The organism is Stenotrophomonas sp. Iso1 (assembly GCF_027497995.1).
In the GTDB taxonomy this organism is placed as follows: Bacteria; Pseudomonadota; Gammaproteobacteria; order Xanthomonadales; family Xanthomonadaceae; genus Stenotrophomonas.
On the sequence record NZ_JAODBT010000001.1, the window covers coordinates 898701 to 911739 of the forward strand.

13 protein-coding genes are annotated in these 13039 nt (G+C 64.5%); 2 read left to right on the forward strand and 11 right to left on the reverse strand.

The genetic code is table 11. The features are described from left to right. Positions 1–17: 17 nt before the first annotated feature. The 10 genes from PAN08_RS03645 to PAN08_RS03690 all read right to left on the reverse strand — a co-directional run bounded on the left by PAN08_RS03645 (position 18) and on the right by PAN08_RS03690 (position 10037). Complete coding sequence (locus tag PAN08_RS03645) at positions 18–659, reverse strand: DUF1287 domain-containing protein (protein WP_269790180.1); 642 nt, start codon at positions 657–659, stop codon at positions 18–20. Then, positions 656–1678, reverse strand: a complete 1023-nt coding sequence (locus PAN08_RS03650) for a symmetrical bis(5'-nucleosyl)-tetraphosphatase (protein WP_269790181.1) — start codon at positions 1676–1678, stop codon at positions 656–658. Before PAN08_RS03650 ends, PAN08_RS03645 begins: the two co-directional genes overlap by 4 nt. Further along, entirely contained in the window at positions 1678–2061 is a 384-nt protein-coding gene (gene apaG, locus PAN08_RS03655) for a Co2+/Mg2+ efflux protein ApaG (RefSeq protein WP_269790182.1), read from the reverse strand. Before apaG ends, PAN08_RS03650 begins: the two co-directional genes overlap by 1 nt. A 49-nt stretch (positions 2062–2110) precedes the next feature. After that, on the reverse strand, positions 2111–2923 hold the full coding sequence (gene rsmA / locus PAN08_RS03660) for a 16S rRNA (adenine(1518)-N(6)/adenine(1519)-N(6))-dimethyltransferase RsmA (RefSeq protein ID WP_269790183.1): 813 nt from the start codon (positions 2921–2923) through the stop codon (positions 2111–2113). Beyond that, on the reverse strand, positions 2920–3900 hold the full coding sequence (gene pdxA / locus PAN08_RS03665; protein WP_269790184.1) for a 4-hydroxythreonine-4-phosphate dehydrogenase PdxA: 981 nt from the start codon (positions 3898–3900) through the stop codon (positions 2920–2922). Before pdxA ends, rsmA begins: the two co-directional genes overlap by 4 nt. A gap of 3 nt (positions 3901–3903) precedes the next feature. Further along, a complete protein-coding gene (locus PAN08_RS03670) occupies positions 3904–5244 on the reverse strand; it encodes a peptidylprolyl isomerase (protein ID WP_269790185.1) in 1341 nt (446 codons plus the stop codon). After that, positions 5241–7724, reverse strand: coding sequence for an LPS-assembly protein LptD (gene lptD / locus PAN08_RS03675; RefSeq protein WP_269791156.1), 2484 nt, complete (start codon positions 7722–7724; stop codon positions 5241–5243). Before lptD ends, PAN08_RS03670 begins: the two co-directional genes overlap by 4 nt. Before the next feature lie 147 nt (positions 7725–7871). Then, complete coding sequence (locus PAN08_RS03680; RefSeq protein WP_269790186.1) at positions 7872–8792, reverse strand: histone deacetylase family protein; 921 nt, start codon at positions 8790–8792, stop codon at positions 7872–7874. Between the two features lie 93 nt (positions 8793–8885). Then, a complete protein-coding gene (locus PAN08_RS03685) occupies positions 8886–9440 on the reverse strand; it encodes a cob(I)yrinic acid a,c-diamide adenosyltransferase (protein WP_269790187.1) in 555 nt (184 codons plus the stop codon). Between the two features lie 15 nt (positions 9441–9455). Then, positions 9456–10037, reverse strand: coding sequence for a hypothetical protein (locus tag PAN08_RS03690; protein WP_269790188.1), 582 nt, complete (start codon positions 10035–10037; stop codon positions 9456–9458). A gap of 118 nt (positions 10038–10155) precedes the next feature. Here PAN08_RS03690 and ubiH point away from each other — a divergent pair, with 118 nt between their 5' ends. Both ubiH and PAN08_RS03700 read left to right on the forward strand, forming a co-directional pair. Continuing rightward, positions 10156–11367, forward strand: coding sequence for a 2-octaprenyl-6-methoxyphenyl hydroxylase (ubiH, locus tag PAN08_RS03695; RefSeq protein WP_269790189.1), 1212 nt, complete (start codon positions 10156–10158; stop codon positions 11365–11367). Then, positions 11364–12542 carry a UbiH/UbiF family hydroxylase gene (locus PAN08_RS03700; protein ID WP_269790190.1) on the forward strand — a complete coding sequence of 393 codons (1179 nt, stop codon included), beginning with the start codon at positions 11364–11366 and terminating at the stop codon, positions 12540–12542. Before ubiH ends, PAN08_RS03700 begins: the two co-directional genes overlap by 4 nt. Positions 12543–12579: 37 nt before the next feature. Here PAN08_RS03700 and PAN08_RS03705 read toward each other — a convergent pair whose 3' ends face one another. Next, positions 12580–12990, reverse strand: a complete 411-nt coding sequence (locus PAN08_RS03705; RefSeq protein WP_269790191.1) for an EF-hand domain-containing protein — start codon at positions 12988–12990, stop codon at positions 12580–12582. Positions 12991–13039 lie beyond the last annotated feature (49 nt).

Here is a 13039-nt window from a genome sequence, read left to right on the forward strand (position 1 = left end):
GTTCCAACAAACAACCGTCAGGCCGGCGGCCGGTAATGCCCGATGATCGTGTGGCGGAACAACAGATCTTCCTCCTGCGTGCCGCGGGCGATGTTGTGCAGGATCAGTGGCGTGCCGTCAGACAGACGCCGGTCGGAAACGATGCCGACGTGCAGCAGCCCATTGCCGTTAAGCTTCCACGCCACGATATCGCCGGGGTTGTAATCGACGGCTTGATCACTGCCTGGGTGTTCCCAGCCTTGCCGCTGAAACCAGCGCATCTGGTTGGGGACGCGGCGGTGGTCGATGTTCGGATCAGGCCGCGACAGGCCCCATAACGCGGGGTATTCGCGGAAGTGCGCACGCATGTCGTCATGGATGCGAGCCTGTAGATCAATGCCCTGTTCGCGCAGGGCGCGGATCACCACATCGGTGCAGACGCCGCGATCTGCTGGAACATCACCCTGCGGATAGGGCAGCGAAAAATAGGCGGGGTCGTAGAGGACGGTGACGCCGATCTGCGCGCGTGCCGCAGCAACCAACGGCGGTGATGGTGCGGCAGGTGCAAGGGCAGGTTGCGGTGACGTGCGCGCGCTGTTGTCTGTGTGATCCGGGTTTTGTCGACAGGCACCAAGCAACACGATGGCCATCAGCAGTAATGCTGCTGGCCAATACTTCATTCGGTTGGAGCCGGCTTGTTCTGATTGCTGCCCGGGGTGCCGTTCCCATTGCCGTTGCCGCGAGGGCGATGGCGACGCGGACGCCGACGTTGTTCGCCGCGTTCGTTGGTGCCGCCTTCAGTGCGCGGCTCGGCACGACGTTCTGGTTGTGGCTGTGCGTGCGGTTTGCGTGGTGGCTGTGCGCCCGGTACGGGTGCCGGCACATCGCGGCCGGGGACCTGCACTATGCGCAGGTCTTCACTATCGAGCTGCAGGGCGGTGAGCTTCCCCCCCCACACCGCGCCGGTATCGATGGCATGCACGCCCTGCGTGATGGTCAGGCCCAGGGCCGACCAATGGCCACAAACCATCTTCAACTCCCGTTCCACCCGGCCCGGTACTTCAAACCACGGGTACATGCCCTGTGCCTGGGTACCGGGGGTGCCCTTGTCGTCCATGCTGATGCGCCCGCTCGGGGTGCAATAACGCATGCGGGTGAACATGTTGATGATGGCGCGCGAACGGTCGTAACCACTCAGGGCCGGTGACCAGGCCGGCTTGTCGCCGTACATGTTGCGGAACAGTTTGCGATAGCCGTTGCCATGCAACTGCTGCTCGACTTCGCGCGCGTGCTTTTCGGCCAGGCTTACGGTCCATTTCGGCGCCAGGCCAGCATGGAACATCATCCAGCCCAGCTCGCGGTCCACATGCACCAGCTTCTGCAGGCGCAGCCAATCCAGCAGGACGTTGCGGTCCTCGGCCAGCACGATGCGCTGCAGGTCCTGATTGACCTTGCGTTGCTCCTCGTCGCTGCGCGCGCCGATAGCCAGCAGCGACAGGTCGTGATTGCCCAACACCACGACCGACTGGTCGCGCAGCGAATGCACCAGCCGCAACGTCTCCAGCGATTGTCCACCGCGGTTGACCAGGTCACCGCAGAACCAAAGCTTGTCGACGGCCGGGTCGAAGTTGATCTTTTCCAGCAGGCGCTGGGTAACGTCGTAGCAGCCTTGCAGGTCGCCGATTGCCCAGGTCGCCATCAGTGCAGCGTCCTGGGGATGGTCAGTACAAACGGTGCGATGGGCGCAGCGAACTCGGTGCCGTCATCGGCGACCATGTCGTAGTGGCCCTGCATGGTGCCGCGCTCGGTGCCGAGCATGACGCCGGAGGTGTAGCGGAACTCCTCGCCCGGGCGCAGCCGCGGTTGTTCGCCGACCACACCATCGCCGTCGACGTGCTCGACCCGGCCTTCGCCGTCGGTGATGCGCCAATGACGGCTGATCAGCCGTGCCGGCATGGTGCCGCTGTTGTGGATGCGGATCGTGTAGGCGAACGCAAAGCGCCCGTCTTCAGGGGCCGACTGTTCGTCGATGAAGCGAGGGGAGACCTCGATCTCGATCGCGTAGTGGCGGGAATCTTCCATGCGGGGAGTGTAAGCAAAAGCAGGTGATCGGAATGCGTAGCTGCTGCGTTCAAGCGTGCGGCAGATTGGCAAGGCGGATGAAATCGGCAACTTCCAGTTGTTCTGCACGCGCGTCACTGCGCACGTCGGCGGCCTCGAACTGGGCCGCATCGATCACGCCATTGAGCGCATTGCGCAGAGTTTTGCGGCGTTGGCCGAAGGCGGCCCGGACCACATCGGCAAAGCGCTTGCGGTCGTTGATACCCACGCTGGCGGGATCGCGCGGCACCATGCGTACAACGGCTGAATCCACTTTCGGCGGCGGCCGGAACGCACCCGGCGGCACCACGAACAGCGCCTCGACTTCGCACCAGGCCTGCAGCATCACGCTCAAACGCCCGTAGACCTTGCTGCCGGGGCCGGCAGCCATGCGGTCGACCACTTCCTTCTGCAGCATGAAGGTCATGTCCGAAATCGCGGCGGCGTGCTCCAGTGCGTGGAACAAAATCGGCGAGGAGATGTTGTAGGGCAGGTTGCCAACCAGACGGATCTGCCCGCCGGCGGCCAGCTCGGTGAAATTCACCTGCAGCACGTCACGGTGGACGATGGTCAGTTCACCCAGCGGCGCGGCTGCTTCGGTGAGTGGCGTGATCAGGTCGCGGTCGAACTCGATGACCGTCAACTTCGGGTGGCGACGCAGCAGCGGGAAGGTGATGGCGCCTTGGCCGGGGCCAATTTCGACCAGCCGGTCGTCGCCCTTCGGGTCAACCGCCATCACGATTTTTTCGACGTAGTACTTGTCAGCCAGGAAGTGCTGGCCCAACTGCTTCTTCGCCGGAGCGGTGAAGCCGCTGCCCGTGCGCGGGGAATGTGAGGAATTCATTGGGGGATTTTACGTTGTGCAGCCAGCCTGGCGCACAAAACGGTGGCAGCAAGCAGGCTGGAGGGGTTGGCAACGCCCTTTCCGGCCAGATCCAGCGCGGTGCCGTGGTCCACCGCCACGCGCGGGTAGGGCAGGCCGAGGGTGATGTTGGTGGCCTGTTCAAAGCCGCTGTACTTGAGTACTGGCAGGCCCTGGTCGTGGTACATGGCCAGCACGGTGTCGAAGCCGGTCAGCTTGGCCGGCAGGAACGCGGTGTCGGCCGGCAGCGGGCCAATAAGGTCCAGGCCTTCGCTGCGTAGTTGCTCCAGCAGCGGGATCATCACGTCCAGTTCCTCGCGCCCCAGATGTCCGTCTTCGCCGGCATGCGGGTTCAGGCCGAGTACGGCGATACGCGGTTGCTGCAGGCCGAAATCGCGGTGCAGTGCGGCATGCGTGGTGCAGATGACCTTGCGCAGACCAGCGGCAGTGATGGCATCGGCCACTTCCCGCAACGGCAAGTGCGTGGTGGCAAGGGCGACACGCACGATGTCGTTGGCCAGCATCATCACCACTTCCACGCCGGCCTGACTGGCCAGGAGTTCGGTGGTGCCGCTATAGGCGATACCACCATCGTTGATCACCGCCTTGTGCACCGGGCCGGTGATCACGCCGTCCAGGCTGCCGTCCAGGCAGGCCTGTCCGGCGCCGAGCAGGGCGTCGATCACCGCACGAGCGTTGCGCGGGTCAGGCGTGCCGAAACAACTAGGGACGGCATTGGGCACCGCGCGCAGTCGCAGATCGCCCGGCGCGCGCGCAGGCGCATCTTCGGGCAGCAATTGCAGCGGCAGGGCCAGCGCGGCGGCTGCCGCGCGCAGGGTATCGGGGTCCGCAAACGCCAACAGCCGGCAATCACTGCGCGGCTGTTGGGCAAGTCGGATACAGAGTTCCGGGCCAATCCCGGAAGGCTCGCCCGGGACCAGAGCGAGCTGGGGAATCATCGATCAGGGCTTGGCGGGTTCAGCCGTGCCTTCGGCACGGTCACCACTGCGGAAGCTGACGTAGGCTTCGCCACGCAGTTCCTGCAGGAAGCGGTTGTACTCGTCGTCCAGCTTGCGGCGACCGATCTGCTCACGCACCTGTGCACGCTTGTTGTCGTCGGTCACGTCGGTCTGACGCGTAGCCACGCGCTGGACGATATGCCAGCCGGCATCGGTGCGGAACGCGGGGGTCACGCCACCATCGCTCACGCCTTCCACCTGCTTGCCGAAGTCCGGGCCGAATGCATCGGCCGGGAACCAGCCCAGATCACCGCCCTGGCCGCGGCTGTTGGTATCGTCCGAGGATTCCTTGGCCACGGCCTGGAAGTCGGCCCCGCCAGCGATCTGCGCCCGAAGCGTTTCGATCTTGGCTTTGGCAGCAGCGTCGCTGACCTGGTCGGTTACGCGGATCAGGATGTGGCGGGCGTGGAACTCGGTGACCTTGCGGGCATCGCCGCTGGCACTGCCGTCACGCACTTCCACCAGCTTCAGCAGCTGGAAGCCGCTGGGGCCGCGGATCGGGCCAAGCACGTCGCCCGACTTCATGTTCTTGATCTGGTTGGAGAAGGCACTGGGAATTTCATCCAGGCTGCGCCAGCCCAGGTCACCACTTTCCAGAGCGTTGGGGCTGTCGGAATAACGCACAGCCGCTGCGGCGAAATCCAGTTCGCCCTTGTCCAGCAGGTTCTTGATGCCGTCGACCTTGCTCTGGCCGGTGGCGATCTGCTCGGCGTTGGCGCCTTCGGGCACTGCCACCAGGATGTGGGCGAGGTGGTACTGCGCACCACCCGCGTTCTGCTGGGCCAGGGCGGCATCAACCTCGCCCTCGCTCACGCTGATGCGGCTCTGCGCAAAACTCTGGCGCAAACGCTGAGTAATGATTTCCTCGCGCACCGAGTTGCGGAAATCGGAGAAACCGATGCCGTCCTGAGCCAGACGCTGACGCAGGCTGTCGACATCGCTGCCGTTCTGCTGGGCGATGCTGGCGACGGCCTGATTCAGTTCTTCATCGCTGACACGGATACCGCTGCCATCGGCACGCGCCACCTGCAGCTTGACCAGCACCAGGCGCTCCAGCACCTGTCGCTCCAGCACGCTGTCCGGCGGCAACTGCGCCTCACGGCCAGCGTATTGGCCCTTGATGTTGTTGACCGCGCGCTGCAATTCGCTCTGCAGAATCACGTTTTCGTCAACGATGGCGGCGATGCGATCCAGCGGCTGGTTCTGCTGCTGGGCGGCTGCCGGAGCAGTCACACCGGAAAACGCCAGCAAAGTGGCGAGGACTACGGGAAGGGTTTTGGTCATGGAATCAGATTCGGATCGTAGTCGTCCTCGATCGCCTGGATGTTGCTGGGCGGTACGAGGTACAGGTCGTCTCGGTTGTAGCCGAGAATAGCACGGCGCAAGGTGCGGTCCGTGTCTTGTCCAACCGAGCTCAGGCCCTTGAGCACGAACTCGATCTGGAAGGAGTTGTTGAGGTCGCCCTCGCGGTTCTTGACGTAGCGCCGCGCCAGCGCGCGCACGGCCAGGCAGCAGCTGTCCCACTGCACGCCGCCGATGATTTCCAGCGGTTTTTTGTCGGCTTCAAGCAGCGAGTAGTAGTAGCGGCCGACGATGCTCCAGCGCGGGTTGATCGGGTACAGGAAAGAGAAATCCACTTGCTTGAGCTGGTCACTGCCGTCGGCGGGGTTGCGGCGGTAGCGGTAGTTCAGGTTGACGATGCCGTCGTTCGGGAACAGGTAGCGGGCGCGCACGCTGGCCAAGTCTTCCTTACGGTACTTCGGGCTCCACTGGTAGGTGCTGCCCAGGGTCCACCGATCGGTGATCGCCCAGTTGACGTCAGCCACCCATGCGGACTTACCGTCGCGGTTCACCGGTTCGGCCGGATTGAGGGTGACTTCCGAGTCTTCAAAGTAGGTGATCTGGCCGATGCTGGCCGACAGCTTTTCGCGGCCATCTTCCTGTCGGATCAGGCGCGTGGTCAGTGCGGTGGTCAGCTGGTTCGCATCGTTCTGGCGATCGGCGCCGGTGAAGCGCGAGTCGCGGAACAACTGGCCCCAGCTGAAGGTGAAGGCGCGAGTGTCGAACAGCGGCATGTCGTTCTGGTCGCGGTACGGCGTGTTCAGGTAAAACAGCCGGGGCTCCAGGGTGTTGAGGTAGGACTTGCCCCCGATGCTGGTTTCCCGGTCGAAGAACAGGCCCATGTCGATGCTGCCGATCGGCACGCTGCGGCTGGGCGAGGTGTTGCCACGTAACTGCTCGGGCGTGGCCGTATTGGGATTGATCCCTGCGGCCTGCAGATTCTGCCGGCGGATATTGTCGGCCAGCCCACGCTCCAGGTCATAGGCGGTGTAGCGCCAGGCCAAGGTCGGGGTGATGTACCACGATGCGCCGGCCAGCGGCATCGAGATATAGGGTTTGATGTCCAAGCGAGAGCCGCCAGGGCGAGGGGTCACCGTGCCGGTCCGGACATACTCGCCGTCGGCATCGATCCTTTTCTGATGGATGTCGTCATGCGTGAAGCGCACCGCTTCTGCGTAAACCCCGGTTTCGAACCAGTTGCCGTAGCTCTCCTCCCAGGTGCCAAACAGGCGCGGCTGGCGGCTGTAGGGCAGCGACTGTTCGGTCAACGTGTAGTCGGTGAGCTGCCAATGGTCGGCCATCAAGCCGGCGGTCCAGCTCCGGCCTGAGCCATATAGGCCAGCAGTGCTCAGTAGGTTGGAGGCGGTCACGCCGAGCAGGCGATTGGCAAAATCTTCCATGTAGCGCTCATCGCTGACCCAGGCCATGTTGGCGCGGGCCTGCCAGTGGCTGTCGATGTTGTGATAGCCGCTGTACTGGACTTTGCCGCGATCCTTGTCGCGCAACGAATCGTTGGGTAGGTAAGCCGTGTCGAGCTGGCCCCTGCCGCCGGAATAGAGGTAGCGGAACTCGTTGTTCAGCATCAGCCCACGCTTGCTCATGTAGCGCGGGGTGAGGGTGTCGTCGTAGTTCGGTGCCAGGTTGAAATAGATTGGTTGCGCATAGTCGAAGCCATTTCGGCCGGACATGCTGAGTTTGGGGAACAACAGGCCGGTCTGGCGCCGGTCGTCGATCGGGAACTTGAACCAGGGCGCGTAAAACACCGGCACGTTGCCAATGCGCAGCACCGCGTTGCGGGCGGTACCGAAGCCGGCCTCGTTGTCCACTTCGATCTGCGGAGCGACCAGTTTCCACACCGGCTGCGAAGGATCGCAGGTGGTGTAGGTGGAATGGTGCATCTGTCCAACCGAGCCCTGCAGGTCGATTGATTCGGCGCCGCCATTGCCGCGCCGGGAGACCAGCTGGTACTGGATGTTGCTGATCTTGTGGCTGTCCGTTTCCTGATTACCCTCGGCGCGCTCGGCCATCATCCGGATCGAGCTGTCCGAGTAGCGGACATTGCCTTCTGCGATGTAGTTGCCGCTTTCGGTGTCCAGGCGCAGGTTGTCCGTGCCCATGAACTGGTCACCGCGCTTGAGCACCACGTTGCCCTGGTATTGGGGAATGGTGCTGGTGCCGCTCAGCTCGTTGCCTTCGATGTCGGTGGGCTGCTGCTCACGCGTGGCCGCAGCGGCCGGATCGGCCTTGGGCGCTTCGCTGAAGGCAGGCAGGACTTCCGTGGCTGGGCAAAGGCCCCAGTTCAGCGGTTTATCATCGGCCATCGCGGGCAGGCAGATGGCAATTCCCAAGGGTAACGGAAGCAGGCGGAAGGCTCGGCGCACGCGGTTCGGGTTCGGGGGAAAACGGCCGCTAGCTTGCCCCATCGCCTGCATGGGGGCAATGAAGGCCGCTGTAGGGAGCCGGTTCGGGTTCATTGACCTCGATAGCGGCGGCGCACGCGTTGCCCGGCGAAGACCGGTGCGCATGATTGAGGCGTGCCAGTCGAGCGTTCATTGGACGGTGAGGCGGTGTCAGGTGTCCAGCAGTGTCTGGACGTGCGCCACGCTGCATTCGCGCAAAGCCTGCAGGTCGTAGCCGCCTTCCAGCATCGACACCACCCGGCCGTTGCCGTGGCGATCAGCGATACCAGCCAGTTCGGCGGTCAACCAGGCGAAATCCTCGGTTTCCACCATCAAGTCGGCCTGTGGATCGCGCATATGTGCGTCGAAACCGGCAGAAATGAGCAATAGCTGCGGCCGGAACGCCTCGATCTGCGGCAGCATGTCGTCGGCCCAGGTATTGCGGAAACGGAAGCCGCCACTGCCCGGTGGCAACAGGATGTTGCAGACGTTGCCCACGCCACGCTCGCGCATGCTGCCCGAATAGGGGAACAGCCCGGACTGATGGGTGCTGTAGTAGGCGACCTTGGGGTCGGTCTCGAAGATCGCCTGGGTGCCGTTGCCGTGGTGTACGTCGAAATCGACGATGCCGATGCGCTCCAGCCCGTACTTGTCGCGTGCATAGGCAGCAGCGATGGCCACGTTGTTGAACAGGCAGAAGCCCATCGCGGTGTCGTCGGTGGCGTGGTGGCCGGGAGGGCGTACCGCGCAGAACGCGCGCCGGCCGCCATCGTCCAGCATCACCGCATCGATGGCTGCCACGCCGGCACCGGCAGCATGCAGGGCGGCACTGGCCGAGCCAGGCGAGGTGAAGGTGTCCAGGTCGATGCGCCGCAGCGGCTGGATCTGCGCCTGCAGAACATCGTCGATCAGCTCGCGGCAATGCACCCGTGCCAGTTCGCCCAGTTTGGCCGGCGGCGCTTCGCGCCATTGCAGTTGATCGGGAAATTCGCCACGCAACGCCGCAATCACCTCGCGCAGGCGTTCTGGGGATTCGGGATGGTCGGGGCCCGGGTCGTGGCCCAGGCAGGCAGGATGGGTGAATACGAGCATGGCCGAACTGTAACTGGCCGCGCAGGCCTTTGCGCGGCGGTTGCTACCAAAGCATCAGGTGTGGCCATCCGTGCTGGCGGCCTGCCGTGACGATCAGCCGCGGCGGCGTTCGTGATTCCACAGCACTTCGCCGTGACCATCGGCGCGGGCCAGTACACGGGCCAGTACGAACAGCAGGTCGGACAGGCGGTTGAGGTAACGCACCGCTTCGCCGCGAACCTCCTCCACACGTGCCAGCGCTACCGTTTCACGCTCGGCGCGACGGACGATGGTGCGGGCCAGGTGGCAGCGCGATGCCCCTTCACCGCCTGCGGGCAGGATGAAATCCTTCAGCGGCGGCAGGTCGTCGTTGTAACGGTCCAGGTGGCGTTCCAGTGCGTCGATGTCCTCGGCCTGGATCGCCGCGTGCCCGGGAATGCACAGTTCGCCGCCCAGATCGAACATCTGGTGCTGGACGGTGGTCAGCAGCGTGCGGACATCTTCCGGCAGGTTCACTGCCAGCAGGACGCCGATGGCCGAATTGGCTTCATCGACGGTGCCGTAAGCATTAACCCGGGCCGAATCCTTACCGGTACGGCTGCCATCACCGAGGCCGGTGCTGCCATCGTCACCGGTGCGGGTGTAGATCTTTGAAAGGCGGTTACCCATTGCGCAGCGCCGCCCTTAGTGAGCGATGCGGTCGGTGGTCGGCTGCTTGCCGGCCACTTCGACAACCACCTGCACCAGTGCAGCGGCGCTGGTGTACAGCGCTGCGGTGCGCAGGTACGGCAGCAGCCAATCCGCATAGTTCTTGGCCCAGCCGGCAAAGGTCGGCTCGGCGACCGACGCGCTGATCCAGTAGAAGCTGCCCTGGGCGATCAGGTGGCACAGCGCCACCGAGCCAATCAGGGTGCCTGCCAACAGGCCCAGCGACTGCCAGCTGGCGGCTTTGTAATGACGACGCAACAGCATGCCGCCGGCCCACATGGCGAAATACGCCGGAATCAGCATCCAGTAGGCGGCCGAGACGCAGTAATGCTGCCAGAAGCTCATGCCCTGGCTGCTGATCACCGCCCAATCCACGGCCACGGCCAGCGCCATCAGCAGCGGGAAGGCCCAGCGGGTCCAGTTGCGCAGGTAGAAGCCGCCGATGAAGAAGACCGCCCAGGACGCATCCGGAATGGGCGCGAAGTGGTTGATGCGGGTGCCAGCCATCAGCAGCACGAGCAGGGACAGGACGAAAGCACGTTGGGCGTTGGCGGTCATGACAGTGATCGGTTCGGCGGAATCAGGCGGCCATTCTAGCCGCAGTGGGAGTGAACCTGCGGTTGCAGCGCCGCATGAGCAGGGCCGACGCGGGCGGGCGAACCTTTATCATGCCCACATGAGTGCGAACCATGACGTAGTGATCGTAGGCGGCGGGCTGGTCGGAGCCAGTCTGGCCATTGCCCTGGACCGGATGGGGCTGGACGTGGGATTGGTGGAAGCCACCCCCGGCGGCGCGTTGCCGGCGGTGTTTGACCAGCGCAACCTCAGCTTCGCCGCTGCCACGGTCAACGCGCTGACCGCCTTGGGCGTGATGCAGCGCCTGACCAATCCCGGCGGCCCGATCCGCCGCATCCATGTCAGCCGCGCCGGTGATTTCGGCCGGGTGGTGATGCGGGCCGAGGATTACGGCCGTGATGCCTTCGGTCAGGTGGTGGTGGCGCGCGATTTTGGTGAGGCGCTCGAAGCCCGCCTGGGCGAACTGAAGCAGCTGACCCGCTACCGCCCGGCGAAGTTTGTGGCGCTGGGCGCGAGCACTGACGGTCGACGCGAAGTGGTCATCACTGGCGGGGCTGGCGAGCACCGTCTGCAGGCGCGCTTGGTGGTGGGCGCCGATGGCACACGCAGCGCCGTGCGGCAGGCATTGGGTATCGACGTGACCGAGCACGATTACCAGCAGACCTTGTTTGTGGCGCGGGTGCGTCCGGCAAAGGTGCCTGATGGCAGTGCTTACGAGCGTTTCACCGACACCGGCCCGACCGCGCTGCTGCCACGCGGCGACCGCCATTACGGCGTGGTGCATGGTGTCGCCCGTGATCAGGCGGACGCGGTGATGGCACTGGACGACACCGCCTGGTTGGCGCGACTGCAGCATGCAGTGGGCTGGCGCGCCGGGCGTCTGCTGGAAAGCGGCCCGCGCAGCGCCTATCCGCTGATCCAGGTGCTGGCGCAGAAACTGGTTGGCGAACGCGCGCTGCTGCTGGGCAATGCCGCGCAGACCATTCATCCGGTGGGTGCGCAGGGTTTCAATCTGGGCCTGCGGGATGCGCTGACCCTGGCCGAGTTGATTGGCGATGCGGCGATGGACCCGGGGTCCGATGACGTGTTGCAGGCCTACGTGCAGCGACGCGGTCCGGATCGCGAACAGACGTTGGCGTTCTCCGATGGCTTGGCGCGACTGACCAGCAATGTGTCACCGCTGATGCGGCCGCTGCGCAGTCTGGGGCTGGTTGCCGCCGCGCAGGCCACTCCGGTGCAGTCCTTCCTTGTGGGGGGGGCGATGGGTTTCCGTGGGCAGGTGCCCGAGCTGTGCAGGAGCGAAGTGCGATGAGCCGTCGCGGGCAATGGGATGCGGTGATTGTTGGCGGCGGCGTGGTCGGCGGTGCCTGTGCGTTGGCGTTGGCCAAAGAGGGTTTGCAGGTGGCCTTGGTAGAAGGCCGCGAGCCGCCGCAATGGTCGTCGCAACGGCCGGATCTGCGCGTGTTCGCTTTTGCCGCCGACAACGCGGGGCTGTTGGAATCGCTCGGTGTGTGGTCGCAGGTGGAACGCGGGCATGCACGTGCTTATCGACGGATGCGGGTGTGGGATGCCGCTGGCGGTGGCGACCTGACATTCGATGCCGACACACTGGGCCGGCGCGAACTGGGCTGGATCGTCGAGAACGGTTTGCTGGTGGATCGGCTCTGGGCGGCGTTGCCGGCGGCGGGCGTGCAGCTGTATTGCCCGGCGCGGGTTGAATCAATGGAACAGGATGCGCAGGGCGTGCGCCTGCGGCTGGATGATGGGCGTCGTGTGGAGGCGTCCATCGCCATCGCCGCTGATGGGGCCGAATCCACGCTGCGGACGCTGGCGGGGCTGGATGTGTCTTGGCATGACTACGGCCAGCGCGGTGTGGTTGCCTACGTCGATAGCGATCTGCCGAATGAAGACACCGCCTGGCAGCGCTTCCTCGATACCGGCCCGCTGGCGGTGCTGCCGTATGACAAACGCCGCAGCTCCATCGTATGGACATTGCCCGACGCCGAAGCCGAGCGCGTACTGGCGTTGGACGATGACCGTTTCAATCGCGAGCTGACCAACGCCTTTGCTGGCCGTCTGGGTCAAATGCGTGTGGTATCGCCGCGTGCGGCATTCCCGCTGCGCCGGCAGTTGGCAAAAAACTATGTTGCCGGCCGCGTAATAACCCTGGGGGATGCCGCGCATGTCGTGCATCCACTGGCAGGACAGGGCGTGAATCTGGGCTTGCGTGATGTGGCGGGTCTGCGCGACTTGGTGCGAACCGCCCTGCAACGGCGTCAGGACTGGAGTGCGCCGCACCGTCTGCAGCGCTGGGCGCGAACGCGCCGCAGTGAGAACACGGTTGCCGCTTACAGCTTCGATGCGATCAACAAAGTGTTCTCCAACGATGAGATGCACCTGACTTTGGCGCGCGGCGCATTGCTGGGATTGGCCGGGCGCATGCCGCCGTTGCTGTCGCTGTTCTGGAAGCGCGCGTCGGGGTTGTAACCGACGGTCTGCACCAGGTTGCTCCCGTAGAAGTGTCCTATGGGAGCAGCCAACCGGCCAGCTGCTCGCGTGCCAATTTGCCGCGACGTGGGGTGTCGAGGGCATTGAATTCGTCGGCCAGCGCGGGGTTGACCTGCGCTTCTTCGCGGCTGATGAAGCCGTCGCCGTTGACATCCAACGCGGCGAAATCGATGCGGTAGTTGCCGACCACATTGTCCGCCTGCACCGAGCGCACGGTCACCTGAGCCTGCCCGGGAGGCGATTGAATCTGCACCGAGTGAGTGACTTTGCCCGTGGACAATGGTTGCTCACGCACGCTGACCGGTGTGTCGAGCAATGGTGAACTGATTGCAGGGGTGGGACGTTGAATGCTCTGCGCTGTTGCCGCCGTAGGCAGCAGGGCGACGATGGCAAGCGGCAGGAAAAAGCGAAGTGCGGTGGCTGTCATGGTCGTTTCTATCAGGTCTCGGCTGGTGGCGCTTGACGGTGAACCGCGC

Bases quoted from the DNA above. Each gene is read 5' to 3' on its own strand.
- PAN08_RS03670 (WP_269790185.1), bottom strand. From the start codon at position 5,244: ATGACCAAAACCCTTCCCGTAGTCCTCGCCACTTTGCTGGCGTTTTCC.
- PAN08_RS03645 (WP_269790180.1), bottom strand. From the start codon at position 659: ATGAAGTATTGGCCAGCAGCATTACTGCTGATGGCCATCGTGTTGCTT.
- PAN08_RS03685 (WP_269790187.1), bottom strand. From the start codon at position 9,440: ATGGGTAACCGCCTTTCAAAGATCTACACCCGCACCGGTGACGATGGC.
- PAN08_RS03705 (WP_269790191.1), bottom strand. From the start codon at position 12,990: ATGACAGCCACCGCACTTCGCTTTTTCCTGCCGCTTGCCATCGTCGCC.
- pdxA (WP_269790184.1), bottom strand. From the start codon at position 3,900: ATGATTCCCCAGCTCGCTCTGGTCCCGGGCGAGCCTTCCGGGATTGGC.
- PAN08_RS03650 (WP_269790181.1), bottom strand. From the start codon at position 1,678: ATGGCGACCTGGGCAATCGGCGACCTGCAAGGCTGCTACGACGTTACC.
- rsmA (WP_269790183.1), bottom strand. From the start codon at position 2,923: ATGAATTCCTCACATTCCCCGCGCACGGGCAGCGGCTTCACCGCTCCG.
- ubiH (WP_269790189.1), top strand. From the start codon at position 10,156: ATGAGTGCGAACCATGACGTAGTGATCGTAGGCGGCGGGCTGGTCGGA.
- apaG (WP_269790182.1), bottom strand. From the start codon at position 2,061: ATGGAAGATTCCCGCCACTACGCGATCGAGATCGAGGTCTCCCCTCGC.
- PAN08_RS03690 (WP_269790188.1), bottom strand. From the start codon at position 10,037: ATGACCGCCAACGCCCAACGTGCTTTCGTCCTGTCCCTGCTCGTGCTG.
- PAN08_RS03680 (WP_269790186.1), bottom strand. From the start codon at position 8,792: ATGCTCGTATTCACCCATCCTGCCTGCCTGGGCCACGACCCGGGCCCC.
- lptD (WP_269791156.1), bottom strand. From the start codon at position 7,724: ATGGGGCAAGCTAGCGGCCGTTTTCCCCCGAACCCGAACCGCGTGCGC.
- PAN08_RS03700 (WP_269790190.1), top strand. From the start codon at position 11,364: ATGAGCCGTCGCGGGCAATGGGATGCGGTGATTGTTGGCGGCGGCGTG.